The 26,576-nt window shown below is 45.8% G+C and carries 26 protein-coding genes and 4 tRNA genes; 16 read left to right on the forward strand and 14 right to left on the reverse strand.

The features are described 5' to 3' along the window. Nucleotides 1-524: 524 nt before the first annotated feature. A complete protein-coding gene (gene bamC / locus ACQEXP_RS20205) occupies nt 525-1,550 on the reverse strand; it encodes an outer membrane protein assembly factor BamC (protein ID WP_426971368.1) in 1,026 nt (341 codons plus the stop codon). A gap of 55 nt (nt 1,551-1,605) precedes the next feature. Next, nucleotides 1,606-2,484, reverse strand: a complete 879-nt coding sequence (dapA, locus tag ACQEXP_RS20210; RefSeq protein WP_269376205.1) for a 4-hydroxy-tetrahydrodipicolinate synthase — start codon at nt 2,482-2,484, stop codon at nt 1,606-1,608. Between the two features lie 300 nt (nt 2,485-2,784). On the opposite strand from dapA, the gene ACQEXP_RS20215 reads away from it, so the two are divergent. Then, complete coding sequence (locus ACQEXP_RS20215; protein WP_426971369.1) at nt 2,785-3,327, forward strand: glycine cleavage system protein R; 543 nt, start codon at nt 2,785-2,787, stop codon at nt 3,325-3,327. Between the two features lie 9 nt (nt 3,328-3,336). After that, entirely contained in the window at nt 3,337-3,807 is a 471-nt protein-coding gene (bcp, locus tag ACQEXP_RS20220; protein WP_269376206.1) for a thioredoxin-dependent thiol peroxidase, read from the forward strand. Nucleotides 3,808-3,864: 57 nt separating this feature from the next. Here bcp and ACQEXP_RS20225 read toward each other — a convergent pair whose 3' ends face one another. The 3 genes from ACQEXP_RS20225 to ACQEXP_RS20235 all read right to left on the reverse strand — a co-directional run bounded on the left by ACQEXP_RS20225 (nt 3,865) and on the right by ACQEXP_RS20235 (nt 7,235). Further along, entirely contained in the window at nt 3,865-5,736 is a 1,872-nt protein-coding gene (locus ACQEXP_RS20225; protein WP_426971370.1) for a methyl-accepting chemotaxis protein, read from the reverse strand. Between the two features lie 206 nt (nt 5,737-5,942). Continuing rightward, the gene (locus tag ACQEXP_RS20230) at nt 5,943-7,007 is read right to left on the reverse strand and encodes an AI-2E family transporter (RefSeq protein WP_269376208.1); all 1,065 of its coding nucleotides are present in this window, start codon (nt 7,005-7,007) and stop codon (nt 5,943-5,945) included. After that, nucleotides 7,008-7,235, reverse strand: coding sequence for a sulfurtransferase TusA family protein (locus ACQEXP_RS20235; RefSeq protein WP_138973084.1), 228 nt, complete (start codon nt 7,233-7,235; stop codon nt 7,008-7,010). A 235-nt stretch (nt 7,236-7,470) separates the two neighbouring features. Between ACQEXP_RS20235 and ACQEXP_RS20240 the strand changes: the two genes are divergently transcribed. From ACQEXP_RS20240 to ACQEXP_RS20255, 4 genes are read left to right on the forward strand one after another with little or no spacing between them, the layout of a single operon-like run. Further along, the gene (locus tag ACQEXP_RS20240; protein WP_426971371.1) at nt 7,471-8,925 is read left to right on the forward strand and encodes a M48 family metalloprotease; all 1,455 of its coding nucleotides are present in this window, start codon (nt 7,471-7,473) and stop codon (nt 8,923-8,925) included. Between the two features lie 18 nt (nt 8,926-8,943). Further along, nucleotides 8,944-9,288 carry an arsenate reductase (glutaredoxin) gene (gene arsC, locus ACQEXP_RS20245; RefSeq protein WP_426971372.1) on the forward strand — a complete coding sequence of 115 codons (345 nt, stop codon included), beginning with the start codon at nt 8,944-8,946 and terminating at the stop codon, nt 9,286-9,288. After that, nucleotides 9,285-9,857, forward strand: a complete 573-nt coding sequence (gene wrbA, locus ACQEXP_RS20250; protein WP_269376211.1) for an NAD(P)H:quinone oxidoreductase — start codon at nt 9,285-9,287, stop codon at nt 9,855-9,857. The genes arsC and wrbA overlap by 4 nt, the downstream gene beginning before the upstream one ends. Nucleotides 9,858-9,859: 2 nt before the next feature. Continuing rightward, complete coding sequence (locus ACQEXP_RS20255) at nt 9,860-10,288, forward strand: DUF2069 domain-containing protein (protein ID WP_269376212.1); 429 nt, start codon at nt 9,860-9,862, stop codon at nt 10,286-10,288. A 41-nt stretch (nt 10,289-10,329) separates the two neighbouring features. On the opposite strand, the gene ACQEXP_RS20260 is transcribed toward ACQEXP_RS20255, so the two are convergent. Beyond that, the gene (locus tag ACQEXP_RS20260) at nt 10,330-11,613 is read right to left on the reverse strand and encodes a DUF2066 domain-containing protein (protein WP_426971373.1); all 1,284 of its coding nucleotides are present in this window, start codon (nt 11,611-11,613) and stop codon (nt 10,330-10,332) included. Between the two features lie 260 nt (nt 11,614-11,873). Between ACQEXP_RS20260 and ACQEXP_RS20265 the strand changes: the two genes are divergently transcribed. Then, nucleotides 11,874-13,118 (forward strand): uracil-xanthine permease family protein, encoded by a 1,245-nt coding sequence (locus ACQEXP_RS20265; protein WP_269376214.1) that lies wholly within the window; start codon nt 11,874-11,876, stop codon nt 13,116-13,118. Nucleotides 13,119-13,268: 150 nt separating this feature from the next. Here the strand turns inward: ACQEXP_RS20265 and ybaK are convergent, their stop codons facing one another. The 8 genes from ybaK to hemA all read right to left on the reverse strand — a co-directional run bounded on the left by ybaK (nt 13,269) and on the right by hemA (nt 21,273). After that, the gene (ybaK, locus tag ACQEXP_RS20270) at nt 13,269-13,742 is read right to left on the reverse strand and encodes a Cys-tRNA(Pro) deacylase (RefSeq protein WP_269376215.1); all 474 of its coding nucleotides are present in this window, start codon (nt 13,740-13,742) and stop codon (nt 13,269-13,271) included. An 87-nt stretch (nt 13,743-13,829) separates the two neighbouring features. Beyond that, nucleotides 13,830-15,491, reverse strand: a complete 1,662-nt coding sequence (gene ushA, locus ACQEXP_RS20275) for a bifunctional UDP-sugar hydrolase/5'-nucleotidase UshA (RefSeq protein ID WP_269376216.1) — start codon at nt 15,489-15,491, stop codon at nt 13,830-13,832. A gap of 386 nt (nt 15,492-15,877) precedes the next feature. Beyond that, entirely contained in the window at nt 15,878-16,729 is an 852-nt protein-coding gene (gene kdsA / locus ACQEXP_RS20280; RefSeq protein ID WP_269376217.1) for a 3-deoxy-8-phosphooctulonate synthase, read from the reverse strand. A 45-nt stretch (nt 16,730-16,774) separates the two neighbouring features. Further along, the gene (locus ACQEXP_RS20285) at nt 16,775-17,584 is read right to left on the reverse strand and encodes a SirB1 family protein (RefSeq protein ID WP_269376242.1); all 810 of its coding nucleotides are present in this window, start codon (nt 17,582-17,584) and stop codon (nt 16,775-16,777) included. Between the two features lie 35 nt (nt 17,585-17,619). Then, entirely contained in the window at nt 17,620-18,003 is a 384-nt protein-coding gene (locus ACQEXP_RS20290; RefSeq protein ID WP_269376219.1) for a SirB2 family protein, read from the reverse strand. Between the two features lie 12 nt (nt 18,004-18,015). Further along, complete coding sequence (prmC, locus tag ACQEXP_RS20295; RefSeq protein ID WP_426971374.1) at nt 18,016-18,876, reverse strand: peptide chain release factor N(5)-glutamine methyltransferase; 861 nt, start codon at nt 18,874-18,876, stop codon at nt 18,016-18,018. A 4-nt stretch (nt 18,877-18,880) separates the two neighbouring features. Next, nucleotides 18,881-19,969 (reverse strand): peptide chain release factor 1, encoded by a 1,089-nt coding sequence (prfA, locus tag ACQEXP_RS20300; protein WP_426971375.1) that lies wholly within the window; start codon nt 19,967-19,969, stop codon nt 18,881-18,883. 47 nt (nt 19,970-20,016) lie between these two features. Beyond that, entirely contained in the window at nt 20,017-21,273 is a 1,257-nt protein-coding gene (hemA, locus tag ACQEXP_RS20305) for a glutamyl-tRNA reductase (RefSeq protein ID WP_426971376.1), read from the reverse strand. A 160-nt stretch (nt 21,274-21,433) separates the two neighbouring features. On the opposite strand from hemA, the gene lolB reads away from it, so the two are divergent. The 9 genes from lolB (at nt 21,434) to ACQEXP_RS20350 (ending at nt 26,451) form a co-directional block, all read left to right on the forward strand. After that, nucleotides 21,434-22,048 carry a lipoprotein insertase outer membrane protein LolB gene (lolB, locus tag ACQEXP_RS20310; protein WP_269376223.1) on the forward strand — a complete coding sequence of 205 codons (615 nt, stop codon included), beginning with the start codon at nt 21,434-21,436 and terminating at the stop codon, nt 22,046-22,048. Continuing rightward, on the forward strand, nt 22,045-22,917 hold the full coding sequence (gene ispE, locus ACQEXP_RS20315) for a 4-(cytidine 5'-diphospho)-2-C-methyl-D-erythritol kinase (protein ID WP_426971377.1): 873 nt from the start codon (nt 22,045-22,047) through the stop codon (nt 22,915-22,917). Before lolB ends, ispE begins: the two co-directional genes overlap by 4 nt. Before the next feature lie 29 nt (nt 22,918-22,946). Then, nucleotides 22,947-23,891: a ribose-phosphate pyrophosphokinase gene (locus ACQEXP_RS20320; protein ID WP_138973101.1), complete on the forward strand. Its 945-nt coding sequence runs from the start codon at nt 22,947-22,949 to the stop codon at nt 23,889-23,891. Between the two features lie 139 nt (nt 23,892-24,030). Beyond that, nucleotides 24,031-24,621, forward strand: a complete 591-nt coding sequence (pth, locus tag ACQEXP_RS20325; RefSeq protein ID WP_269376225.1) for an aminoacyl-tRNA hydrolase — start codon at nt 24,031-24,033, stop codon at nt 24,619-24,621. Nucleotides 24,622-24,631: 10 nt separating this feature from the next. Next, nucleotides 24,632-25,723: a redox-regulated ATPase YchF gene (gene ychF / locus ACQEXP_RS20330; RefSeq protein WP_269376226.1), complete on the forward strand. Its 1,092-nt coding sequence runs from the start codon at nt 24,632-24,634 to the stop codon at nt 25,721-25,723. A 268-nt stretch (nt 25,724-25,991) separates the two neighbouring features. Next, nucleotides 25,992-26,068: transfer RNA gene (locus ACQEXP_RS20335), tRNA-Met, on the forward strand. A gap of 39 nt (nt 26,069-26,107) precedes the next feature. Continuing rightward, a tRNA-Leu gene (locus ACQEXP_RS20340) sits at nt 26,108-26,192 on the forward strand. A gap of 29 nt (nt 26,193-26,221) precedes the next feature. After that, a tRNA-Gln gene (locus tag ACQEXP_RS20345) sits at nt 26,222-26,296 on the forward strand. Nucleotides 26,297-26,374: 78 nt separating this feature from the next. Then, a tRNA-Met gene (locus ACQEXP_RS20350) sits at nt 26,375-26,451 on the forward strand. Nucleotides 26,452-26,576: the final 125 nt, after the last annotated feature.

The following is a 26,576-nucleotide window of genomic DNA, read 5'->3' on the forward strand; positions in this document are numbered from 1 at the left end:
TCAACTTGCTGAAATTCGTGCGCCATCAAATGGATAAGTTCAACGGTCTTATACCCCACAGCATGCCCTATTGAATCGTTTATGCGTGGTTCAAAGGTTACCTAGCTTGTTCTATTGCATCTATAGTTCGGATATAAAATCAATTGAATAAATATCACACTTGTCGTAATTTAATCGTTTTGTATCAATATCTTATCAAAGAATAATAAATACGCTGCACGGTTAGCCTGCTCAATGGCAGATTGAGATTAAGGGACATGCCCTCTTATTGAGGCATCAGCGTAAAGTCTATTCTAGATATAAAAATGAAGTCCGTCTTATAGATTAATACCGCTAAGCTCAGACTCATATGATCGGGTGAACGCTCCATTCAATGTGTCAATTGCCAGAAAGGCGAGATAGAAGCTATCCAAAAGCGGTAAAAAGAAGGCCCAGTCACTATATGACTGGGCCTTCAAAAAGATGTCAGCAGCTTCTTAACTTATAAGCATTCGGCTTTAAGTCAGCTTTTTATTGTCAGCAATCTACTTCGCTTGTTTTTCAACAACCGCTGCCAGCACTGGCACCATATCTTCAAGCAGTTTTGCTTCGACTGGCTTACCAGATGAATCTGTCACGTTAATTGAAGTACGGTTACCAAGATCACCAAATAGGAAGGTGTAAGTCCCTGAGTTTAGACCAATTGGTTTGACACCAATATCGTTCCAGAACTCATCATCAGGTGCCGCATACTTCGCTTTAACCGTACCTTGAGATTGATTACGCTCTTCTAGAGTAAAGCCCATAGTTGGCAGAAGAGTCGGTAAACGGTTCCACAGTACGTTGTATTGAGTTCGAGCAATAATAACAGGGAAGCCACTGCGGTCTGACCCCATTGTGATCGGGATCTGCTTCACTAACTGTTCTGCTTTACGTGCTGCTTCTTCACGTAAGTCTAGGTCATAACGAGCCGTCACTAAGTTAGTCATCAGCGCGTTGTAACGTTCTTTGTTAGTAGCAGTAACAGGCAACTCTTTACCTGCTTCACGCCAATCAATTAGAGAAATACGGAAACCATGACGGCCATCAGCAACGACGCGTTCAATTTGGTAACGTGCGCCAAGCTCAACGTCCTCGTCTTCAGACATCCAGCTTACCCACTCCGTCTCTATACGTGTTGAAGTCTGTTCGCGAATCGCTATGTTTCGCTCTTGCAGCATCTTCTCTGCGGTTTGCCAAACTTTCTCAACTTCATCTTCACGGAGTAGCCAAAGTGTCGTTTCACCGCGCTTACGTTCAGCTCTCGCACCCGGAATCAATTCTAATACTTGCTGAGGAGGACGAATATCAACCTCTTTACCCACGCCACCAGAAAACTCCCCCTGGGGAATTTGATAGTTAGTGTAAAACTGCGGAGTTGCCCCTTCAGCCAACTTCCACTCTTGCATCGGTGCCGTATTTAAGTATTCAAAGTCATCCTTAGCCTGACGACGTTGTGTCGCACTGCCTGAACATGCACTTAAAACAAAAACAGCTAGTGAACTGACGACTAGCTGGTGAGACAATTTCATTGAAACTCCTGATACCTGTAAGCCGGAGCAGTGCTCCGGCCATCCATATTCAAATTTAGTAAATGCAAGCTTCCGTCATTGCTTGAGCCACTATAGGGCGAGCACTTTCAGATAGCTCTGTCAGTGGCAGACGCAAACTACCATGTTCAATCAGGCCTAGTTTATGCGCAGCCCACTTGACTGGAATTGGGTTCGACTCGATAAACAGGTTTTTATGTAAAGGCATCAAGCGTTGGTTAATAATTTCCGCTTCTTCGTACTTACCTTCACGAGCCAGTTTGAACATTTTCGCCATGTCTGCGGCTGCAATGTTATTGGTTACCGAGATAACACCATTGCCGCCCTGTTTAACGAATTCCAAACCTGTTAGGTCGTCACCACTTAGTAAGATAAAATCTTCGCCACAAAGTTCACGGTGAATTGCAATTCTGCTTAAATCGCCTGTCGCATCTTTAAGTGCAACAATATTTTCGATTTCAGACAAACGCGCCACTGTTTCTGGTAGTAAGTCTACCGCAGTACGGCCTGGTACGTTGTACAAAATTTGTGGTACATCGCTCTCTTCTGCGATGGCTTTGTAGTGCTGGTACAAACCTTCTTGCGTTGGTTTGTTGTAGTAAGGCGTAACACTTAAACAACCTGCAATCCCTGAGTTGTTTAGTAGACGGCTGAACGTAACAGACTCGTGCGTAGCATTTGCACCCGTTCCAGCAATAATAGGGATACGTCCGTCAGCAAATTCGACCGACTTCATCACGACCTTGACATGCTCTTCAATAGTCAGCGTTGCCGATTCACCGGTCGTACCGACTGCTACGATGCCATCGCTGCCCGCTGCAATATGGTACTCCACCAGCTTCTTCAGGCTCACGTAATCTACTTCGCCATCATGATTAAACGGTGTAATTAACGCTACAATACTTCCTGAAAACATGTCTTTCTCCCTAATTTAGATACTTATCGCATGGTACTGTAAGGCGATTGATAAAGACAAGCACTTAGATGCGCTTAAATCACCTAAATGAATGAATATTTATTGGATGTTAGAACTCTGGCAACATACTCCTTCTATTTTCCGCCGTGTCAGTACTAAGTGAAGAATTCAGTGCTCGGAGTGGATCGGATTAAAACAGACTCAATTCGGTAACAAAAAGCGTTGTCTGGCGCATTTTTCTCAATCGCTTCTGTGCTAAGCTATCTCATTAATAAAAACAACTTTAATAAAAGTGAACCTATGACTCAACATCTGGTGATTACTGCGGTAGGAACAGATCGCCCGGGTATCTGCAACCAAGTTGTACACCTGGTCACTCAGTCTGGATGCAATATTGTTGACAGTCGTATCGCCCTATTCGGCAATGAATTTACTCTCATTATGTTACTTTCAGGCAACAATGCTGCCATCACTCGGGTAGAAACGACCCTTCCCCTGCTTGGTCAAGAACATGATCTGATCACGATAATGAAACGTACATCTACTCACGCTTATCTAGAAAACGCCTACACGCTTGAGGTGTTTGTAGAATCGGCTGATAAGCCTGGACTGACGGAAAAATTTACTCACTTTTTTGCTCAAAAAGAGATCGGTTTATCGTCACTCAGCGCTCAGACCATAGATAAAGCCAAAATCGATGCGGCGTCAGATCAATTCCACATTGCCATCACGGCTACCGTTGGGTCCGAATGTAACCTGATGCAATTGCAAGAAGAGTTCGACACGCTTTGCCGCGACCTAGAGGTACAAGGCTCACTTAATTTCATAAAAAATAGTCAATAAGGAATTGTCATGAACACGCTTTCAGCAGGCGCTCCAGCACCCGCTTTTTCTTTACTCGATCAAAATGGCGAAACAGTCACACTTAACGACTTCAAAGGCAAAAAAATTCTTTTCTACTTCTACCCAAAAGCGATGACTCCTGGGTGTACAGTACAGGCGCAAGGTCTGCGTGATGTTAAAGCCGATCTCGACGCTCACAACGTGGTTGTGCTAGGCGTGAGTATTGACCCTGTTAAGCGTTTAGGTAAGTTTATTGAACGTGATGAACTTAACTTCACTCTGCTGTCAGATGAAGACCACGCGGTCGCGGAACAGTTTGGTGTTTGGGGCGAGAAGAAATTTATGGGCAAGGTTTACGATGGCCTGCACCGTATTAGCTTCTTGATCAATGAAGAAGGTGTGATTGAACAGGTTTTCAATAAGTTCAAAACGAAAGACCACCATGAAGTGGTTTTAAATTACTTAAACGAAAATAAGTAATCGAAATCCAAATAAAAACGCCAGCGAATTCGCTGGCGTTTTTGTTACTGCTCAACTCTAAACGATAAACTTGTTCAGAATCGCATCTTGTTCACGTACATTCTCAGTCTGAACCTGCATCGCCATATTGGCTTCTTCGGCCGCGTCGGCAACCTGAGTAGACAGATCTTTAATCTTAACCGTATTGGTGTTGATCTCTTCCGCTACAAGGCTCTGTTCTTCCGCTGCAGACGCTATCTGCATGTTCATATCAGAGATACGCTGAATGGCCTCACGGATACGTTCCAATGCACCGTTGGCAGCTTGCGCTTTGTCTACGGCATCAATCGCAGTGTTTTTACTCTCATTCATTGCCGCCGATACCGAACTAGCACCAGCTTGAAGCTGTTCAATCATGCTGCGTATTTCAGTGGTTGATTCCTGAGTACGCTGGGCAAGAGTACGGACTTCATCCGCCACCACGGCGAAACCACGACCCGATTCACCAGCACGCGCCGCTTCGATTGCTGCGTTCAAAGCAAGTAAGTTAGTTTGGTCAGCAATATCGTTGATAACCTTTAGGATGGTTTCGATATTCGCAGTCGCAGACTCTAATCCCTGTACCTCTTCGACAGCTTGGTCGATACGAGCAGACAGCATATCAATCGATGCGGTCGTTGCACTCACAACAGATGAACCATCTTGGGTTGCATCATCGGCTTCTTTGGCTGCGCCTGCCGCTCCTTGAGCGTTGTTTGCGACTTCCGTTGCCGTCACCGCCATCTCATGCATCGCGGTAGCCAGTTGCTCGAGTTCATGAAGCTGACTTTGCATTGCCGCCGCCGACTGTTGAGAGCCTTGTACTGTCATTTCGGTGCCGCGCAAGATCTCAGCACCAATCGCTTTAGATTGCTGAATCTGCTTTTGCAGGGTTTCGGTAAAGGTGTTGAACCCTCCCGCCAGTTCAGCAAATTCCTTATCCGTGTTGGTATCTAGACGTTTAGTCAGATCCCCTTGTCCCGACGCTACATCCTTAATCGCTTCGTTAAGTGTTGCTAATGGACGCATCAGTACTTTGATCAGGAAGCTCAATACAACCACACTCAAGATCACACCGATAACCACATAGATAATCGAGCTGTTACGCATGTCTGAAATGGCTGCAAAGGCGATCTCTTCATCCACAACCGCACCGATATACCAGTTTTCTGAAGGTACTTTCTGGAAGCGAACCATCAATTGGACACCGTCCTGTTCGAATCTCTGAGTACCCTCTTGTACTTTCGCTTGTGGTAAATACTTGGTTAGATTCTCGCCGTTATTTGCCGCCTCAGGGTGAGCAATTGTGGTGCCATCGGCTGTGACAATAAACAGATAACCCGCATCAAGAAGGTTGATGCTGTTTACAAGGTCGGCCAATCCACCAAGCTCCATATCGTAGAACATACCCGCCATAAACTGACCATTCTCTTTCACTGGCGTACCAATAGAGATGATCACTTTCTTGGAAGAGACGTCAACGTAAGGGTCAGTAACCACTAAACGACCTTGCGCTTTCGCATCCTTAAACCAAGGACGAACACGCGGGTCATAGTCAGGGCCAGCTTCCCAACCATCGTCATTCTCAACGACAAAGCCATCCGCTTCATAACCGAAGCCTACCGCAAGGAAACTTCTTTTTAGATTTGGCTTTTCTAGAATCTCTTTCACCATCTGGCGATTCTGTGGATCAAGCTCGATCACTTCGGTGGTGGATTGAGCAAGAGACTTCTTACTCTCCATTTCTGATACCACCGTATTACTGACACCTTTAACCATTTCGGTCAGGCTAGTATCAACCAGATCTTCAACTTCATTTTTAACAGTGCGTAATTGTTGAATAGACAGCAGTGTAACGGTGACCAATAGCAGTGCAGACGAAGCAGCAACGATTTTTTGGCTAAATCTCATAGGTTCCCTCAATTTGATAGCAAACTTATAGTTATTGTTGTAATTATAGTTATCGCCCGACTTAACGTTTACTTAAGAAATTTCCTACATTTTCTCTACTAAGTAAATTCCACAACAGACGAAAATGCCAACAACTGCACAAATAAAAAGCCCCGAGAACATTTTCTTCGGGGCTTTTTATGTAACCGATTTCACTAAATCTTTATTTATACGGGTATTTCTTCATCGTGGCTTGGCAATGCATTCCATACCGCTTTCACCAGAGTTGCCAGCGGAATGGCAAAAAAGACACCCCAGAATCCCCATAGTCCACCAAAGACTAAAACCGCGACGATAATCGCGACAGGATGCAGGTTGACAGCTTCAGAGAAAAGCACAGGGACTAGTACGTTGCCATCTAGTGCCTGAATAATGCCGTATGCCACAAGTAACCAGTAGAACTGAGGTGTTAATCCCCATTGGAAAAGGCCGACTATCGCGACAGGCACAGTCACTGCGGCAGCGCCAATATAAGGAATAAGTACCGAGAAGCCGACAGCCACAGCCAGCAATACTGAATAACGCAGATCCAGTAGTGCAAAAGTGATATAGCTGACACTGCCGACGATTAGGATTTCCATTACCTTACCGCGAATGTAGTTTGAGATCTGCTCATTCATCTCGTGCCACACTTTGGTCGCCAAGCGACGATTACGCGGTAAAACACCACTCGCCATCTCGATCATTTCCTCTTTATCTTTAAGTAAGAAGAAAACCAACAGTGGCACTAGGATGAGATAAACCCCTAAGGTCGCAAGACTGACGAGAGAAGCCAAAGAGCCTTTAACGACGCTTTCACCCATACCGATCACTTGATTCTTTGCGTTGGTAACCAGTGACTCTACAATCTGGAAGCTATCCAGCTCTGGGTATCGTTGTGGGATTTCGGCAATGAAGCCTTGCAATCCGACATACATAGTCGGAATGTCGTTAATTAAGTTGCCTACCTGCTGCCAGATAGTTGGAACCAGACCAAAAATCGCGACGAGCATTAAGCTGGTAAAACCCAAAATTACCAAGATCACCGCGAGTGTCCGCGGAATACCTAAACGCGACATTTGCACCACAGGCCACTCAAGTAAGTAAGCCAAGACAATCGCAACAAGTAAAGGCGCAATAAGGTTGCCAAAGAAATAAATGGTAATGAAGCCAAATAGAAGAATAGCTACAAGACTCACTGCATGTGGATCAGAAAAACGTCGTTTATACCAACGACTCACCATTTCAAACATTCAATACAATTCCTTAGTCACTTGCATAGAGTAATAACCATTCATTTGTTCACAATTCAATTGGAACAAATGTTTTTTAAGAAAACGGGTAATATCATTCATTGAACTGCTATCACTGATGAGAATTTGAACATTGTCACCAGGATTCAGCCCTTTAGTGTGACGCTTCGCAAGTAAAAGCGCCATGGGGCACCGCTCTTGGCGTAAATCCAAAATATTAGGTTCCATTCTCTCGCCCGATGCTTAATATTACGGTTAGATATTGTATAGTGTTTTTTTCCAACCGTCAGTGCAAATAGTAATGGTCAGCTCACAGCGGCCCAACGACGAAGTAGGAACCTTAACACTGTTCTCTGACGTGACCGAGAAACCATCTTACTTTTCGAGTGTCCAAGCGTATAGTCAACTTGCTAAAATAAGCAACTTAGTGATTTATAAATCAACGGGGTATCATCTTTAATATATGTTTAAACGTATGCGCTCATTGGTCTGCTTGTCTGTTGCAGCCGCTTTAATCGCTCCTGCTCCTGCGCTGGCCAACAACCTTGATCTTCCGGATATCGGCACTACCGCAAGCAGCACGCTCACCATTGCCCAAGAAATGCAGTATGGTGACGCTTATATGCGTATGCTACGCAACAGTAAACCGATCGTTAATGACCCCGTGCTCAACGAGTACATCGACAGTTTGGGGCATCGCTTGGTCGCCAATGCCTCTGACGTGAAAACCCCGTTTACCTTTTTTATGATTCGTGATCGTAACATCAACGCCTTCGCGTTTTTTGGTGGTTACGTCGCGCTACACTCTGGGTTATTTCTTCATGCTCAGAGCGAAAGTGAACTTGCCTCGGTAGTTGCTCACGAGATTGCGCACGTTACTCAGCGACACTTAGCACGAAGCATGGAGGAGCAAGCAAGACGCTCTCCTGCAACAATGGCCGCGCTTGCCGGTTCACTGTTACTGGCTATTGCAGCACCAGAAGCAGGGATTGCTGCGATAACCGCTACAACCGCTGGTAGCATTCAAGGCCAAATAAACTATACCCGTAGCAACGAAAAAGAAGCTGACCGATTTGGTATCAATACCCTTTCTAAAGCAGGCTTTGATGTCAACGCCATGCCACGCTTCTTTGGGCGTCTAGCAGAAGAGTATCGTTACGCGAGTAAACCACCGCCGATGCTACTCACTCACCCACTACCAGAAGATCGTATTACCGATACCCGAGCTCGTGCCCAAAATTATCCCGCCACAAGAGTCGACCCATCATTGGACTACCATCTCGCTCGTGCGCGGATTGTTGCCCGCTACGCAGGTATCGATGCGAAGGCTGCACAAGATTGGTTTAATCGAGTAGAAAAAAAGGCCGCTCCAAGCGTTCAGGTCGCTTTTCAGTACGGCAAAGCGTTAGTGCACCTTGATAACAAGGAGCTGGATCAAGCGAGTACGATCCTTCATAAGCTGTTTGAACAGCAACCGAACAATCGCTTCTACCTTGATGCGATGTCAGATCTCTATATTGCTCAGGGCAAAGCCGACAAAGCAGAAGCCATGCTGTCGAAAGCGTTGCAAGCTGCTCCCAACAATGCGGTGATTTCGATTAACTACGCAAATGCACTGATTAAACAAGACAAAAATGCTGAAGCGGTAAAAGTTCTGCAACGCTATACCCATGACAATCCAAATGATGTGAATGGTTGGCACCTGTTATCTGAAGCAAGCATCCGCTTAGGATTCAGCGATGAAGATCTCGCTGCGCGCGCAGAGATTCTCGCTTTGAAAGCGAACTGGAACAAAGCTATCCAATACTACACACAAGCTAGTCAACTCGCAGAGCTTGGCAGTTTAAAACAAGCAAGATACGATGCTCGAATCGACCAGCTAATGGTTCAGCGTGACCGTTTCTTAGCACTACAATAATTAAATGGAGATTACTCTATGTCAGTCGTGATTTATCACAACCCTCGTTGCTCAAAAAGCCGTCAGACTCTTGCTTTGTTGGAAGAGCGTGGTATTCAGCCAGAGATTGTCACTTACCTAGAAACACCACCAAGTGTTGACCAACTAAAAACACTGATGTCTCAGCTTGAACTCACAGACGTCCGTGACATGATGCGCACCAAAGAAGACCTCTATAAAGAGCTTGATCTCACGTCAGCAGACGATGAGACCTTATTCAAAGCGATGACCGAAAATCCAAAACTGATTGAGCGCCCAATTGTGGTTGCGAATGGCAAAGCGAAACATGGCCGCCCACCGGAGCAAGTTCTCGATATTCTATGAGCTGCCAAATCGTTATTCTCTATTACAGTCGCCACGGCTCAACACGAGCGATCGCGCGACAAATAGCACGTGGGGTGGAATCCATCCCACAGTGTGAAGCGGTAATAAGAACCGTGGATGAGCTGGAACCTTCTCACTCTGATCCCGCCGATCCCACCATCACCCTGAATGAGCTTAAACAGTGCGACGGTTTGGCGATGGGAAGTCCGGTTTGGTTTGGCAATATGGCGGCTCCGCTGAAACACTTTTGGGATAAGACCACGCCTTTGTGGGTATCTGGGGATCTCATCGATAAACCCGCTTGCGTATTTACTTCCTCCTCCAGCATGCATGGTGGTCAGGAGGCAACGCTGCAAAGCATGATGCTGCCTTTGCTTCACCACGGCATGATGATCTTAGGCATTCCCTATTCTGAGCCTAAGCTTCATTCTACACAGTCAGGTGGCACTCCCTATGGAGCTACGTCGGTGAGCACTTCTAACTCGGCACTCAGTGACGATGAAATAGAACTCTCTCAACAACTTGGCAAGCGCCTCGCGCAAACCGCTTTAAAAATGAAGGACCACTAAATATGCAAGAGATGCAACCAACAACAAAGCTGTATCGTCTGTTGGCCTTGTTTGGCAATCTCGCACTGTTGGCATGGATCGCACTGTGGCAGCTCTCTTTGTCACCTCATCCTCATATTGGCAGTACAACATTGGCGATAGCGTGGGCAATCCCACTTTTGCTTCCCCTTCCTGGCATTTTGGCCGGTAAGCCATACACGCACGCTTGGGCTAACTTTGTACTCATGCTCTACTTCCTGCACGGTTTTACAATCCTCTATATCGATGATGGGGAACGTTGGCTGGCAGTGGTAGAGTTACTTCTGACTACCATTGCATTCTTTGGCAACATTCTTTATGCCCGTACGAGAGGCAAAGAGCTAGGGATGAAATTGAAGCGCTTATCTAAAGTCGAAAAAGAAGAAAAAGCCCGATTTGAGGCAGATAAATAGAAGTAAAAAAAGGGTCTGAATAATCAGACCCTTTCTTTTTGCTATTGAATAACAGCGGTTGATTCACTGCCGTCGTTGACCGTTTTATCCCCTTCAGCATCAAGCTCTGGCTCGGTCTCTGGGACAGGCGCAACGTACTGATAAGGCTTACCCTGCCATTCAAAGACTAGAATCATCTCTGTCGCAATCACTTCTGGCTCTGGGGTCACTTGAGTCTCAGTCAATGCAGCGGATTCAGTTTGAGCGACAGAGTCGGTACTTTGAGTCGCTGAATCTGCCCCGAATTCGCTATCCACTTGAGGTGCTTGTGGTGTCAATACTTGCGGCATATCCGTCACGCTTTCACGTTGAACGAGATCACCAATACGGCGGACTTCCTGTTCAAACTCTTGCTCTGTCGAAAGCAGATGAACATTGAAGGTCACTTGGTTGCCTTGAATTTTCAAGATATCAATCGACGCCACTGAACTAAGCTTCTTGAGCTGGTTCTCTAGTGTGAAAAAGCCAACCGCATCATTTAGCTCTGTAAAACGTACTTTAATTGCTTGTGATGACTCACTTGCAACCACTACGGCACTCTTCTTCGCGTAGTAATCACTGATTTGGTTGATCATTTTGTCAGCCGCATCCGAGCCGTTATTTGATCCGGACAACGGAGCTTGGCGCGTCACGCCAATGCTTGCAGGTTTTTGATCGTATAAGGTCCAACGAACACTGTTGCCTTGAGCCCGAACCACCAAAACGGCATCGACTGGGTAGCGCTGACTGGCTTGACCGACTGGTTGGATAAATCCACCCCACAGATCTGAGACAGCAACACCTGTGATATCGTCAAAATCACCGACAGGCACCGTTAGCGGTAAGCCTCGTTTCTCGGCTTGAGCCTGCATTTGAGTAAGCACTGTAGAGTTAGAGTGTTCCCAAATAATGTTTCTATCTGCTGGTCCTTCTTCAACCAACCACACTAATAAGTTCGCACGCGCTGCTGGCCAAATCGGTAACTGAGCCTGACTTAGTAAAGAACGAATATGCGGAGCACTAAAGCCCATACGCAGTGTTTGTTCACCATTCGCCTGGCCATAGCTCAGTTGGGCTAGATATTGGGCACTTTGCTGTAGTGCTTTTTGAACGACAGGATTGGAAATCGCTTCACGATCACCCGAGGCTTTTACAATCACCTCTTTCATACCTTCTGCACGAGCTTGAGCATCGGCATTCTCAACCGTTTGGTCTAGAACAACTTCAGTACGGTATAGGTCAACATTGGTCAGAGCCATCGCTGGTGAAGCCATCATTCCCAAAACGAGCAAAGCTAATTGGCGCATACACTTCCTAACATCAGTTTTTTACACGTTAAAGGTCGATGATAAGCAACTATCGGGGTCGGAGCAACTAAAGGTCTAGGATATCGTCGTCAAACTCGACTTTCTCGTTTGAATACATAGTGGCCATCTATGAGTAATTCGCAAAATATTTGATCGAGTTCAGATTGCAAACGTTTGGCATAATGATAAAATCCCGCGAATTTTATTTTTGTCGAGTGATTTACGTTACTCGTCGCTTCGCTACTTAAAGGAATGACAACATGAAAAATGCCATTCAAGGCGTTCAAATGCTCTTCGTCGCGTTTGGTGCTCTGGTTCTCGTACCACTACTGACGGGCTTAGATCCAAGTGTCGCACTGTTCGGTGCAGGTGTCGGTACCCTACTTTTCCAAATGATTACTCGCCGTAGCGTTCCTATTTTCTTAGCCTCTTCTTTTGCCTTTATTGCACCTATTCTTTACGGTGTTCAAGCATGGGGCGTTCCAGCAACTATGGGCGGCCTAATGGCTGCGGGCTGTGTGTATGTGGCGATGGGTGCTTTGATTAAAGTTCGTGGTGTTGAAATCATCCATAAGCTTTTGCCACCCGTTGTTGTCGGTCCTGTGATCATGGTTATTGGCCTTGGTCTAGCGCCTGTGGCAGTGAATATGGCACTAGGTAAAGTGGACGGGGCTCAAGTGATTGATGCGAACGCTTCACTGGTTATCTCTGTGGCTTCACTACTTACAACTATCGCGCTAAGTGTTTTTGCTAAAGGCTTTTTAAAGCTAACTCCTATCTTAGGCGGTATCGTTGTTGGTTACTGTTTGAGTCTGGGCTACGGTATTGTTGACTTTACTCCTGTTCATCAGGCAGCTTGGTTCGCACTACCTAACTTCACTTTCCCTGAGTTCAACATTAACGCTATCCTGTTTATGATTCCTGTTGCCATTGCGCCTGCGGTAGAGCACGTGGGCGATATGCTAGCAATCTCAAATGTGACTGGTAAAAACTACGTTAAGAAACCTGGCCTACACCGTACAATTACTGGTGACGGTATTGCGACGATTGCCGCCTCTATGGTTGGCGCTCCACCAAATACAACTTACTCAGAAGTCACTGGCGCAGTCATGCTGACTAAAGCATTCAACCCAGTGATCATGACTTGGGCTGCAATTGCAGCGATCGTTTTGGCATTGGTTGGTAAGTTGGGAGCCGTGCTACAAACTATCCCTATGCCAGTAATGGGCGGCATCATGATTCTGCTGTTTGGTTCAATTGCTACTGTTGGCTTGAATACGCTCATCAAAAACAATGTTGACCTACATAAATCACGCAACCTAGTCATCGTCGCCATCACTTTAGTGTTTGGTATTGGCGGTATGGCTTTCGGTGTTGGCGAGTTTAGCCTTCAGGGTGTGAGCCTATGTGGTATCGTTGCGATTCTTCTTAACCTATTGCTACCAAAAGATCTTGGCGAAAACCATGTTGTGGATAACGCCCAGATGGAAGAAGAAGTGAAATAGACTCGAGAGTCGAGAATTAAAGAAATGGAGAGGGTTGGCGTTTTGCGCCAACCCTTTTATTTGGATGGACGATTATTTTATCCAGTCAGTACAAGAGCTGCCGGCAATTTTTCAGTCACAACGACACACCTTCGCGGCACGACGAACTTACTAGATACACAACTCAACAAACTGAGCACGAGTCAGCATCGCCAAATCACGGGGAGCCAACTCTATTTCCAAGCCGCGCTTACCAGCACTGACACACATGGTCTCTTGCTCTTCAGCACTGACATGAATAAATGTCGGTAGAGCTTTCTTTTGCCCCAGCGGACTGATCCCCCCCACCACGTAGCCAGTCGTTTTCTGCGCAATGTCGGGATCGGCCATATCTGCTTTTTTCGCTTTGGCCGCTTTGGCTGCCAACTTTAGATTCAGCTTTTGATCGACAGGGATAATCGCTACAGCCAAATTCTTAGCTTCACCGTTGAGGCTAAATAGTAGTGTCTTAAAGACTTTGGCTGGGTCCTGGCCTAGCACTTCCGCCGCCTCTAGACCGTAGCTATCAGCTCTAGGGTCATGTTCATATTGATGAATGGTGTGAGCCACCTTTTTCTTTTTCGCGAGATTGATTGCAGGAGTCATACTCCCTCCTGTTCTGGTATAGAAACAAAAAGCGCCACTCCGAAGAGTGGCGCTTTAGATTAAAGATAATAATCCGTTGTCGTCAACTTACTTGTAAACGATCTCACCTGATGGTGCGTATTTGTTTACGTCTACAGGGCTGTTTGCTTGTAGGTACTCTTTTAGTACTTCAGCGTCAACGAAACCTGTGTTTACGTAACCTGGGTGATCACTCACTTTAGGGTAACCATCACCACCAGCTGCGTTGTAGCTTGGTACTGTGAAGCGGTAAGTTTCGTCTAGACGAAGCTGTTTACCACCGATGAATACGTTAGAAACTTCACCGTTTGCCACTGTCATAGAGATACCAGCGAACTGAGCGTAAGCACCAGAATCAACAGGTTTAGTTGCCACTACGTTTAGGTAGTCCAGCACTTCTTGACCAGACATATCTGTGTAAGTCAGGATGTTAGCAAATGGCTGTACAGTTAGTACATCTTTGTAAGTCACGTCGCCTGCTTCGATTGAGTCACGAACACCACCAGAGTTCATTACAGCGAAGTCAGCTTTAGCACGCTCCATGTGAGCAGTTGCAATTAGACGACCTAGGTTAGTTTGCTGGAAGCGAACTACGTTACGGTCACCTTCAAGCTTACCGTTAGTCTCAGCGATCTTAACGTTTAGCTGAGCTTGGCCTTGCTCTTGGTATGGACGTAGGAAATCAAGAAGTGCTTGATCTTGAGCGATTTCATCTTCGATAAAGACGCGTTCTTTCTTACCGTCAATCTCAACTTTCTTCTTCAGGTTAACTGGGATTAGATCGTAGCTCACCATTTGAAGCTCACCGTTACGGAATTCGTAATCAGCACGACCTACGTATTTACCCCACTCGTGAGCCTGCACAATGTAAGTACCGTTTTGCATGTCTGGCTTACATTCGTCAGAAGGTTTGAAGTTTTTCTTCACAACGTTTGGCGCTTCCATACATACTGGCTCTTGAGAGTGACCACCAACGATCATGTCTAGAGAACCTTCGTCTAGGTAGCGAGCTAGCGCAACGTCACCCGGTGCGTTTACGCCACGTTTGCCATCTTCATAGTGACCCATGTGAGTAACCGCGAAGATCAGATCTGGTTTCTCAGTTTTCTCAAGTTCAGCGATCAGCTTCTTCGCTTCTTCTTTTGGATCGCGGAAATCGATGCCACCAATAAATTCTGGGTTACCAATTTTTGCAGTGTCTTCAGTAGTTAGACCAATAACAGCAATCTTGATGCCTTGCTTGTTGAACATCTGGTAAGCCTGGAACATACGTTCGCCAGTCTTTTTGTCGTAGATGTTCGCTGAAAGCATTGGGAAGTTCGCCCACTCTTTCTGCTTGAATAGCACGTCTAGTGGGTTATCGAACTCGTGGTTACCTAGTGCCATAGCATCGTAACCAATTTTGCTCATACCTTTGAAATCAGGTTCCGCATCTTGTAGATCAGACTCTGGCACACCCGTGTTGATATCACCGCCAGATAGAAGTAGCGAGCTACCGCCTTCAGCTGCGATTTCAGCGCGAAGTTCGTCAATAAGAGTCTTACGAGCAGCCATGCCGTACTCACCATATTTGTTCTGCCAGAAACGACCGTGGTGGTCATTCGTGTGAAGAACTGTCAGCTTATACGTTTTATCTGCTTCCCACTCGTGTTGTGGTGCTGTTGCACAACCAGCTAGAGTTGCCAGAATTGCTGCGCTAATTGCGCTTTTTACGATCAGGCCTTGCTTCATTGTCATACCTTTTGAACTTTTTGGGTTTCCACTGCTTTTTATTACTGCTCTTTATGAATAGACAGACTTGAAGATTAAAGTGCTGAAAGAGCAGTAAAACTTGAACTAGTTTAAATTAACCACACTTACCTGACAGCCTGATTTCATATTTATGTAGGATAGATCACCATAATCCGCTATCGAATGTGTAACAAATCATCAAAGTTGCATTTGATTTATCAAATGATCACAAGCAATCGTTTGTCTGTGAGATAAGCCCCGTGCTTACAATGGTGTGACGGTTAGCGTTTACTCAACACATAGTGAAAACATTATCAATAATCCTATGTTTTGGAGATAAAAAAAGGCTGGTTCAACAACCAGCCTTTACAAAAACGTCACCCGACTTATTTAATATCGATGTGCTCAAAACCTTTGATTAGGTCATCCAATGCTTTCATCTGAGCAAGGAAAGGTTCTAGCTTGTCGAGTGGTAATGCCGATGGACCGTCACAACGCGCTTTTTCTGGATTCGGGTGTGCTTCGATAAACAGACCTGCAATACCCGTCGCAAGACCTGCTTTAGCCAGTTCAACCGTTTGTTCACGACGACCGCCTGATGCCGCGCCAGAAGGGTCACGCATCTGCAATGAGTGAGTCACATCAAAGATGATTGGGCTACCATTTGATGCCTGTTTCATCACTCCGAAACCTAGCATATCAACCACAAGGTTGTCGTAACCGTGGCAAGAGCCGCGCTCACATAGAATGACATTGTTGTTGCCACACTCTGCAAACTTTTCAACGATGTTGCCTACCTGACCTGGGCTCATAAATTGTGGTTTCTTAACGTTGATCACCGCGCCTGTTTTCGCCATCGCTTCAACTAGGTCTGTCTGACGTGCAAGAAATGCTGGCAACTGGATAACGTCAACCACATCCGCAACAGGCTGAGCTTGCGCTTCAGTATGAACATCAGTAATGATCTTAACGCCAAAGGTATCTTTCAACTCTTGGAAGATTTTCATCCCTTCTTCAAGACCAGGACCACGGTATGAGTGTACCGAACTGCGGTTTGCTTTATCGAATGATGCTTTGAATACGTATGGAATGCCTAATTTCTCAGTTACCTTTACGTAGTGTTCACAAATCTGCATCGCTAGATCACGTGACTCAAGAACGTTCATGCCTGCAAACAGCGTAAACGGCTTGTCGTTTGCTACTGGAATGTCACCTACGTGAACAATTTTCTGTTCCATTTTATTCTCTCTATTTCGATATCTGCCAACGGCTAAACGTTGGACTTAATGTAAGGTCACCTGAGTTTCACTCATGGCGTGAACTTGATTCTTCAATAATTCAGCCCCCGGATCATCTGGGCACTGGTCGATAAAATACTGATAGTCATTCAATGCGATTTGATGGCAGTCAAGTTGCTGATATATAAAGCCACGATCGCGAATCTCATAAGGGTCATCGGGCGCGAATGTCAGCGCTAGATCGGTACACTTCAATGCCAGAGTATAGCGCTCTTCGCGCAACAGGGCACTTTTCAGCAAGGCTAACCAGCGACCAATAATCGTTGGGTTGTCAGTCTCTTTTAAATGTTTTGCCTCTAGCTTCGCCAATGGTCCTTTGTGACCAATCAGCCAAGCACCCAAGGTGTGTTCAGAAACATACTCGCCGTTAAACGGATTAACGTATAGCGGCTTTTCGTTGTACCACTCTAGTTTGAGTAGGAACTGAGTCGGGAAAGTGACCCCGACTAAAGGAAAACCCAGCTTTCTCGCAAGGTAGAGCAGAATCGCCCCTAGGCTAACTGGAATCCCTTTACGACTTTGCAGTACTTTATCGATAAAGCCATTGTCTGAATGAAAATAGCTCTCTCTATCGCCGCGAAACTCCCATTGATAGTAGAAGAGTCGCAACAAGGCATCAAAACGCTGCTTGTCATCAAATTCATGGACAAGTGCAATTTCGGCTTCTTGCACCAAACGATTGAGCTCTGCTTTCGACCACTGAACATCAGTCTGAGGGTTGATGGCTTCATTGAGTACTAATGCGCCTTCAACCAGCTCCATCGCATCAAAGTCTTCATCAAACAATTCAAACATATCGGTTGTCATAACTTTATCAACCTAAATAACCATTAACCAAAGAACAGAGGTGTTTTAGTTACCGCGACTTTGCCAGCCATCGCTAACCAACCTAAAGCACCGAAGAATGAAAATGTTCTTAGTAGCTTGTTTTTACCGAGTTTTAGAGCAAAAAAGCCCAGTGCGATGTAGGCTAGCACACAAGTGATTTTTTCTGTCAGCCAAGCAGATTCAGGTGTAAACGGGATAAAGCCCGTGATCATAATCAGGCCGATACCTGATAGCAGCAAACAGGTGTCGTTGATATGCGGAAATACCTTAAAGAACTTCTTCTCTAACAGGTTTGAATTCGCCATCATCATCGCAAATCGAACCGACAGAAGCGTCGCACTAATAACAATCGTTAACAGGTGGAAATGCTTTAAACCTTCGTACATTGATAATCTCTCTTACTTCACTGATGAGAACTGACCGATTGTTACTCGATCGTTGTCACCATAGTCCTTGTAGGTAGCCACTTGGTCGTAGCCAAGTGATATTAGTAATTCCCGTACAGCCTCGCCTTGTTCGAAACCATGTTCAAACATCAGCCAACCTTGTTCGGCTAGGTAGTCACGCGCTTTAGCTGCGATGTGCTTGATGTCGGCCAACCCTTTCTCTTCTGCCACCAGCGCACTAAGTGGTTCGAAACGCACATCTCCCTGAGTTAGATGTGGGTCTTCTTTCTCTATATAAGGTGGGTTGGACACAATCAAAGCAAACTCTGTACCAGCCGGAATCGGATCAAACCAACTACCAGCCATAAAGCGCGTGTTAGATATGTTGAGCGCATCAGCATTTGATTGAGCCAATTGCTGAGCCTCGGGTTTTAAATCGACGCCCCACACTTGTCGCTTAGGCAGTTCTGAGGCAAGTGCAAGCGCTATCGCTCCGGTTCCTGTGCCTAAGTCCAAGATATCACCTTGATTATTCGAGGCTTTATCCAGTGCAATTTCAACCAGTCGTTCAGTATCCGGTCTTGGGATTAAAGTACTTGGCGAGACCTTTAGTGGCAATGACCAAAACTCACGTTCACCCACAATGTACGCGACGGGTTCACCCGCAAGCCTACGTTCCAGCAAAATTTGAAACGCCGTCAGGTCTGACGAGGATAAGATTTTATCTGGCCATGTAAGTAGGAAGGAGCGTGGTTTGTCGAGAGCGTGGCAAAGAAGCACCGCGGCATCAAGAGAGGGCGAATCACTGCCACTCTCTTGAAGTTGCTGTACGGCCTTTTTTAGTGTGCGTTCAACACTGTTATCAGCCGACATAGAATTAGTTGTTCTCAGCCAATGCAGCAAGTTGGTCTGCTTGGTGTTCCTGAATCACAGGATCAATCAGACTTGCAAGATCGCCTTCCATCACTTCATTGAGACGGTAGATAGTCAGGTTGATACGGTGGTCTGAAACACGACCTTGTGGGTAGTTGTAGGTACGAATACGGTCACTACGATCACCTGAACCTAGTAGGTTACGGCGTGTATCAGAGACTTCTGCGGCACGTTTTGCTTCTTCAGCCTGAATAATACGTGCAGCCAGAACAGCCATTGCTTTTGCTTTATTCTTGTGCTGAGAACGCTCGTCCTGACACTCAACCACTGTACCTGTTGGTAAGTGAGTGATACGGATTGCTGAGTCTGTGGTGTTAACGTGCTGACCACCCGCGCCCGATGCACGGAAAGTATCGATTTTCAGATCCGCCGCTTTAATTTCTGGAATTTCAGCTTCTGGAACTTCAGCCATAACGGCAACGGTACATGCCGAAGTATGTACACGACCTTGCGATTCTGTTGCAGGAACACGTTGAACACGGTGACCGCCCGATTCAAACTTTAGTACGCCATATGCGCCATCACCAGACACTCTAGCGATCATCTCTTTGTAACCGCCATGCTCCGCTTCGTTTGAAGACATAACTTCAACGCGCCAGCCTTTTTTCTCTGCAAACTTGCTGTACATACGGAAAAGGTCACCAGCGAAAATACCTGCTTCATCACCACCCGCACCCGCGCGAATTTCTAGGAAACAGTTACGATCGTCGTTTGGATCTTTAGGAAGAAGAAGGATCTGTAGCTCATCGCTCAGACGTTCAATCGCCCCTTTCGCTTCTTTAATCTCTTCCTGCGCCATTTCGCGCATCTCTTCGTCGTCTTCATTCGCCATCTCTTCAGCAGCAACGAGATCTTCTTGAGCTTGCTGATAAGCTTGGAAACACTTAGTGACTTCCTCTAGTTGAGAGTACTCTTTTGACAACGCACGGAATTTATCTTGGTTACCGATCACATCAGGATCGCCCAAAAGATGTTGAACTTCTTCGTAACGCTCAACCAGTGTTTCTAACTTAGTTAAAATAGAGGCTTTCATAGTTTTCTTTAACTCGGGGGTTTAATGAAGTCTGACACTCGTAATGATTACGAGTTCTCTAGACCTAAACTTTGTCTAATGGTAGCAAGCCGTGCAGGCTCGCCCTTCTCTGCGGCACTTTGTAAGGCGCGAGTAGGCGCATGAATTAATCTGTTCGTCAGTTTGTTGCTGAGTTCAAGCAAGACTTTCTCAGCATCAGCACCAGCCGCAAGAGACTGTAGGCTTTTGCTCAAGAGCTCTTCGCGAATTTCATTGGCGGTCTGACGATATTCTCGAATACTGTCTACTGCCTGAAGAGAGCGCATCCATGACATAAACGCGGCGCTTTCTTCACTGACGATCGCTTCCGCTTGAATCGCTTCAATCTTGCGTTGTTCAATATTACTATCAACAATAGACTGCAAATCATCTACTGTGTACAGGTAGGCGTCATTCAAATCGCCCACTTGTGACTCAATATCACGTGGAACGGCAATATCAACCAAAAGCATGGGTTGGAAACGGCGAGATTTTAACGCGCTTTCTACCATCCCTTTACCTATGATAGGCAATGGACTCGCGGTAGAACTGATCACAATATCTGCTCGTGATAGATGTTCGGGAATCTCAGGCAAGCCAATAATTTCTGCCCCAAACTGCTCAGCCAACGGCAATGCGCGTTCTTTGGTTCGGTTAGCAACAATCATCTTAGTACAGCCATTGCCAGCAAGATGCTTAGCGACCAACTCGATGGTCTCACCCGCACCAACCAACAACACTGTCGACTTTTCTAACGATTCAAAAATATGTTTCGCAAGTGTACAAGCTGCATACGCGACGGAAACGGCATTACCACCGATATCCGTTTCAGTTCTCACGCGCTTCGCTACCGAAAAAGCCTTCTGGAATAATTTTTCCATCGACGAATCAACAGCTTTGTTGTCACGCGAATCTGAATACGCTTGTTTAACTTGCCCCAATATCTGAGGTTCACCCAACACCAGTGAATCCAACCCGCACGAAACACGCATTAAATGACGTATTGCGGCTTGTTCTTCATGAATGTAGAGACTGGGTTTTAGATCTTCAGGGCTAACCTGATGGAATTGAGACAACCAATCGATAATCTTGCTTTTACCACCACCTTTTACATCGCAATAGATTTCGGTGCGATTACAGGTAGAAATGATGACACTGCCATTCACCGCAGGGTTATGGCCAAGCTGTTGTAATGCTTCAGGTAACTTATCCGGACCAAAAGCGACTTTTTCACGCAGTTCGACTGAGGCCGTATTGTGGTTGATACCTATAGCAAGCAAAGACATGTATCGTGGATTCTCTGATTCAGATATGGACAAATAAGGTCGGAATTTTACTTGATGCCCCCGTTTATTGAAAGGGGAATAAGGATATGTTTTCTTGAGTTCGTGATTTCAGTGATATAGTGAGGCCTAACTTTGGGCAAAACTGGATAAATAATCAGCAATGACGAAACATTTTCGCTCTCTTGTTATTCTACTTGCAGGCTTAATTTTGCTTAATGGCTGTGCAACCATAGAGAGCACAACGAACGTAGAGTGGCAAACTCATCAGCAAAGATTGGCATCGATCGATGCTTATCAATCTACGGGCAAACTGGGCTATATTTCTCCCGAACAAAGACAATCACTCAATTATCAATGGTCATACTCCGCCGATTTGACCCAATTGAGGTTAACCACTTTTCTTGGTCAAACCGCTCTCAACCTGAAAGCCTCTCCACAAGGCGCTACCGTTGAGACCTATGATGACCAACGCTATTCAGCTCCGACATCTCAAGCACTGATTCAACGCCTGACTGGTTTGAATATCCCGGTTGAACAATTGAATGACTGGATGCTGGGTCGACCCACACAAGCTGACGATTATCAATTAAGTGAGACCAATACTCTCGCCCGCCTAACCAAACAAGTGGGTCTGCAAACTTGGCAACTCGACTATCTCACGTATCAGGATGTCCAATACCAGGGAACGTTGTTACCACTGCCGAAAAAAATCAAACTCACACAGGGCGACATCTCTATTAATCTGTTTATTTCCAACTGGAACCTCAGCGAATGATCACGGAAACCACTCATTGGCCTTCTCCGGCAAAGCTTAACCTATTTCTGTATATCACTGGTCGTCGTGACAACGGTTACCATGAACTGCAAACCCTGTTTCAGTTTCTTGACCATGGTGACGATCTAACCATTACCGCCAATGACTCTGGTGAAATCACCCTCTCACCAGAGATTCCGGGCGTCCCTCTGCATGATAATTTGATCTGGAAAGCCGCAACAGCCTTACAACTAAAGTCAGGCTGTCGCTATGGAGCTCACATTGAGCTGAACAAAGTGCTGCCTATGGGCGGTGGTATCGGTGGTGGTTCATCGAACGCAGCCAGCACGTTAGTGGCTCTGAACTTTTTGTGGCAAACCAACTTGTCTGATGATGAACTTGCTGAAATTGGACTGAAGCTCGGTGCTGATGTGCCAGTCTTTACTCGCGGGTTCGCCGCGTTTGCAGAAGGTGTAGGTGAACTACTGACTAAGGCAGAGCCAGAAGAGAAATGGTACTTAGTGGTAAGGCCAAATGTATCGATTGCGACAGTCGACATTTTCACTCATCCGCAGCTGACAAGAAACACACCAAAACGTGAGCTGGCAACACTTCTTGACAGCGATTACGGAAACGATTGCGAAAAAATTGTTCGAATGCTGTACCAAGAGGTTGATAAGCAACTTTCATGGCTGCTACAATACGCGCCGTCGCGACTTACAGGGACAGGATCATGCGTTTTTGCCGAGTTTTCGAGCAAAAATGAGGCAGAAGCTGTTCTTGATAAACTCCCAGACACCGTCTCTACTTTTATCGCTAAAGGCAAGAATCTTTCTCCTTTGCACGAGACGCTGGCTAAGTACCGCTTAGCCCACAAACAATCTATTTAAAAACTGGACGCAACCCTGAGGTTTCCACCGTGCCTGATATGAAGCTATTTGCTGGTAACGCTACACCTGAACTAGCCCAACGTATTGCTGATCGTCTATACATCTCTCTTGGTGATGCAACTGTTTCTCGTTTTTCTGATGGCGAAGTCGCTGTTCAAATTAACGAAAACGTTCGTGGTAGTGATGTTTTCATCATTCAATCGACTTGTGCACCAACTAACGACAACCTAATGGAACTTGTAGTGATGATTGATGCAATGCGCCGCGCTTCAGCGGGCCGTATTACAGCAGTTATCCCTTACTTTGGTTACGCTCGCCAAGACCGTCGTGTACGTTCTGCTCGTGTGCCAATCACTGCTAAAGTTGTTGCAGATTTCCTTTCTAACGTTGGTGTTGACCGCGTTCTTACTATCGACCTTCACGCAGAGCAAATTCAAGGCTTCTTCGATGTACCTGTAGACAACATCTTCGGTACTCCAGTTCTTCTTGAAGATATGCAAGCACGTGGCCTAGAAAACCCAGTTGTGGTTTCTCCAGACCTAGGTGGTGTTGTTCGTGCGCGTGCAACTGCTAAAGCGCTTGGTGATATCGATATCGCTATCGTTGATAAGCGTCGCCCTCGCGCTAACGTATCAGAAGTAATGAACCTAATCGGTGATGTTGAAGGTCGTGACTGTGTTATCGTTGACGACATGATCGATACAGGTGGCACACTATGTAAAGCAGCTGAAGCGCTTAAAGAGCGCGGTGCTAAGCGCGTATTCGCTTACGCAACGCATGCTGTATTCTCTGGTAACGCTGCACACAACATTGGCAACTCAGTACTAGACCAAGTTATCGTAACTGACTCTATTACTATGTCTAAAGAGATGGAAGCAACTGGCAAGGTAACAACACTAAGCCTTTCTCGCATGCTAGCTGAAGCGATTCGTCGCATCAGCAATGAAGAGTCAATCTCAGCAATGTTCAACTAATCGAACCTTCGATTAATCAGTTTTAAAAGCACCCCTCTCTGGGGTGTTTTTTTATTCCCGCTCTATCCTCATCTCGCCCGTCGGCAGATTTGTATGCTATGATACTGCGCTTTTTGAGATTCCAAGAGAGATCCTAGCCTTGAGTCAACCTATCAAACTTCTTGTCGGCCTTGCCAATCCGGGGCCTGAATACGCTAAAACTCGTCACAATGCGGGTGCGTGGGTAGTAGAAGAGCTCGCACGTATCCATAACGTGACGCTGAAAAATGAAGCTAAGTTTTTTGGTCTTAGTGGGCGTATTGTGGTTAACGGTCAGGATCTCCGCTTACTCATCCCAACGACGTTTATGAACCTTTCAGGTAAATCAATTGCTGCGGTAGCGAAATTCTACCAAATTAAACCTGAAGAGATCATGGTCGCACACGATGAATTGGATTTACCTCCAGGCGTCGCTAAATTTAAGAAAGGCGGTGGTCACGGTGGTCACAATGGCCTACGCGATACCATCAGCAGACTTGGGAACTGCAAAGATTTCTATCGTCTAAGGATCGGCATTGGTCATCCTGGACATAAAGACAAAGTTGCCGGCTATGTATTAGGCAAAGCACCGGCAAAAGAACAAGAGCTTCTTGATGCAGCGGCAGATGAATCTGTTCGCTGTCTGGACATTCTGATTAAGGATGGCCTTTCAAAAGCACAAAACCGTTTACACACGTTCAAAGCTGAATAAGGTTACTATCATGGGTTTTAAATGTGGCATCGTTGGCCTACCAAACGTTGGTAAATCAACACTGTTCAACGCACTCACTAAAGCTGGCATCGAAGCGGCTAACTTTCCGTTCTGTACCATCGAGCCAAACACAGGTGTTGTACCTGTGCCAGATCTACGTCTAGATGCACTAGCAAAGATCGTTAACCCACAAAGAGTACTGCCGACAACAATGGAATTTGTTGATATCGCAGGCCTTGTAGCGGGTGCCTCTCGCGGTGAAGGTCTAGGAAACAAATTCCTAGCTAACATCCGTGAAACTGACGCGATTGGCCACGTAGTACGCTGTTTTGAAAACGAAAACATCGTTCACGTTGCAGGCAAAGTATCACCAATCGAAGATATCGAAGTGATCAACTTAGAGCTTGCAATGGCAGACTTAGATTCATGTGAACGCGCAATTCAACGTAATGCTAAGAAAGCAAAAGGCGGCGATAAAGACGCTAAATTTGAACTGACCGTTCTTGAAAAGCTACTACCTGTACTGTCTGAAGGCGGTATGGCACGTACTGTTGAATTGTCAAAAGAAGAACTAGCCGCTGTTGGTTACCTAAACTTCCTGACTCTAAAACCAACCATGTACATCGCTAACGTGAATGAAGATGGTTTTGAGAACAACCCGTATCTAGATGCTGTTCGTGAGTACGCAGAAAAAGAGAACAACGCAGTAGTTGCTGTGTGTGCGGCAATTGAGTCTGAGCTTTCTGAGCTTGAAGACGAAGACCGTGAAGAGTTCCTTGCAGATATGGGCATTGAAGAACCTGGTCTTAACCGCGTGATCCGTTCAGGTTACGAACTACTGACTCTTCATACTTACTTCACCGCGGGTGTTAAAGAAGTTCGTGCTTGGACTATCCCTGTAGGTGCAACAGCGCCTCAAGCTGCAGGTAAGATCCACACTGACTTTGAAAAAGGTTTCATTCGTGCCGAAGTGGTTGGTTATGATGACTTCATCCAGTTCAATGGCGAAAGTGGCGCGAAAGACGCAGGTAAATGGCGTTTGGAAGGTAAAGAATACATCGTTAAAGATGGCGACGTTGTTCACTTCCGTTTCAACGTTTAATTTCTATCCAAGTCTTTGACTTTAAAAGCCAGCACAATTGCTGGCTTTTTTACTGCGGTAACCAGCAGAAATAAATAAAACCCACAATCTAATGTCATTTTGTTATCAGTTTTCGATCATTAACACGCCTCTTTGTTTAAAAAGAAACCGAACAGTTGATTTCTAGGGATTTATTCAAAAAAACTATTGACGACTTTGCCTCAACTTCGCATAATGCGCGCCGTTCCCGACGATAAGGCAACGAGTCGAAAAGAACGAAACATGGCATGGCTACGTAGCTCAGCTGGTTAGAGCACATCACTCATAATGATGGGGTCACAGGTTCGAATCCCGTCGTAGCCACCATTCCTAAGCGTTTTTAAATAAAAGCTTTTAGGAAAAGATGCGGAAATGGCGGAATTGGTAGACGCACCAGATTTAGGTTCTGGCGCCGCAAGGTGTGAGAGTTCAAGTCTCTCTTTCCGCACCATTCTTTAAGTCTCTCTTTGAGAGCACTGCAGGTCTATCGCCAAGCGGTAAGGCAGCGGCTTTTGATGCCGCCATTCCCTGGTTCGAATCCAGGTAGACCTGCCACTATTTGTAGTGCCAAGCCTAATTAAAAAAGGGCTTGTCTCTAAGAGCTAGAGAGTTTATATTGTCTCGCTCACGAGTGGCTACGTAGCTCAGCTGGTTAGAGCACATCACTCATAATGATGGGGTCACAGGTTCGAATCCCGTCGTAGCCACCATTTACAACGTTATCTTGATTTTACCAATTATCAGGATGACTACAGAACAAGATGCGGAAATGGCGGAATTGGTAGACGCACCAGATTTAGGTTCTGGCGCCGCAAGGTGTGAGAGTTCAAGTCTC

The organism is Vibrio sp. TRT 1302, assembly GCF_050113875.1.
In the GTDB taxonomy this organism is placed as follows: Bacteria; Pseudomonadota; Gammaproteobacteria; order Enterobacterales; family Vibrionaceae; genus Vibrio.

Excerpts from the sequence above, each read along its gene's own strand:
- bamC (WP_426971368.1), bottom strand. The coding sequence starts at position 1,550 with ATGAAATTGTCTCACCAGCTAGTCGTCAGTTCACTAGCTGTTTTTGTT.
- dapA (WP_269376205.1), bottom strand. The coding sequence starts at position 2,484 with ATGTTTTCAGGAAGTATTGTAGCGTTAATTACACCGTTTAATCATGAT.
- ACQEXP_RS20215 (WP_426971369.1), top strand. The coding sequence starts at position 2,785 with ATGACTCAACATCTGGTGATTACTGCGGTAGGAACAGATCGCCCGGGT.
- bcp (WP_269376206.1), top strand. The coding sequence starts at position 3,337 with ATGAACACGCTTTCAGCAGGCGCTCCAGCACCCGCTTTTTCTTTACTC.
- ACQEXP_RS20225 (WP_426971370.1), bottom strand. The coding sequence starts at position 5,736 with ATGAGATTTAGCCAAAAAATCGTTGCTGCTTCGTCTGCACTGCTATTG.
- ACQEXP_RS20230 (WP_269376208.1), bottom strand. The coding sequence starts at position 7,007 with ATGTTTGAAATGGTGAGTCGTTGGTATAAACGACGTTTTTCTGATCCA.
- ACQEXP_RS20235 (WP_138973084.1), bottom strand. The coding sequence starts at position 7,235 with ATGGAACCTAATATTTTGGATTTACGCCAAGAGCGGTGCCCCATGGCG.
- ACQEXP_RS20240 (WP_426971371.1), top strand. The coding sequence starts at position 7,471 with ATGTTTAAACGTATGCGCTCATTGGTCTGCTTGTCTGTTGCAGCCGCT.
- arsC (WP_426971372.1), top strand. The coding sequence starts at position 8,944 with ATGTCAGTCGTGATTTATCACAACCCTCGTTGCTCAAAAAGCCGTCAG.
- wrbA (WP_269376211.1), top strand. The coding sequence starts at position 9,285 with ATGAGCTGCCAAATCGTTATTCTCTATTACAGTCGCCACGGCTCAACA.
- ACQEXP_RS20255 (WP_269376212.1), top strand. The coding sequence starts at position 9,860 with ATGCAAGAGATGCAACCAACAACAAAGCTGTATCGTCTGTTGGCCTTG.
- ACQEXP_RS20260 (WP_426971373.1), bottom strand. The coding sequence starts at position 11,613 with ATGCGCCAATTAGCTTTGCTCGTTTTGGGAATGATGGCTTCACCAGCG.
- ACQEXP_RS20265 (WP_269376214.1), top strand. The coding sequence starts at position 11,874 with ATGAAAAATGCCATTCAAGGCGTTCAAATGCTCTTCGTCGCGTTTGGT.
- ybaK (WP_269376215.1), bottom strand. The coding sequence starts at position 13,742 with ATGACTCCTGCAATCAATCTCGCGAAAAAGAAAAAGGTGGCTCACACC.
- ushA (WP_269376216.1), bottom strand. The coding sequence starts at position 15,491 with ATGAAGCAAGGCCTGATCGTAAAAAGCGCAATTAGCGCAGCAATTCTG.
- kdsA (WP_269376217.1), bottom strand. The coding sequence starts at position 16,729 with ATGGAACAGAAAATTGTTCACGTAGGTGACATTCCAGTAGCAAACGAC.
- ACQEXP_RS20285 (WP_269376242.1), bottom strand. The coding sequence starts at position 17,584 with ATGTTTGAATTGTTTGATGAAGACTTTGATGCGATGGAGCTGGTTGAA.
- ACQEXP_RS20290 (WP_269376219.1), bottom strand. The coding sequence starts at position 18,003 with ATGTACGAAGGTTTAAAGCATTTCCACCTGTTAACGATTGTTATTAGT.
- prmC (WP_426971374.1), bottom strand. The coding sequence starts at position 18,876 with ATGTCGGCTGATAACAGTGTTGAACGCACACTAAAAAAGGCCGTACAG.
- prfA (WP_426971375.1), bottom strand. The coding sequence starts at position 19,969 with ATGAAAGCCTCTATTTTAACTAAGTTAGAAACACTGGTTGAGCGTTAC.
- hemA (WP_426971376.1), bottom strand. The coding sequence starts at position 21,273 with ATGTCTTTGCTTGCTATAGGTATCAACCACAATACGGCCTCAGTCGAA.
- lolB (WP_269376223.1), top strand. The coding sequence starts at position 21,434 with ATGACGAAACATTTTCGCTCTCTTGTTATTCTACTTGCAGGCTTAATT.
- ispE (WP_426971377.1), top strand. The coding sequence starts at position 22,045 with ATGATCACGGAAACCACTCATTGGCCTTCTCCGGCAAAGCTTAACCTA.
- ychF (WP_269376226.1), top strand. The coding sequence starts at position 24,632 with ATGGGTTTTAAATGTGGCATCGTTGGCCTACCAAACGTTGGTAAATCA.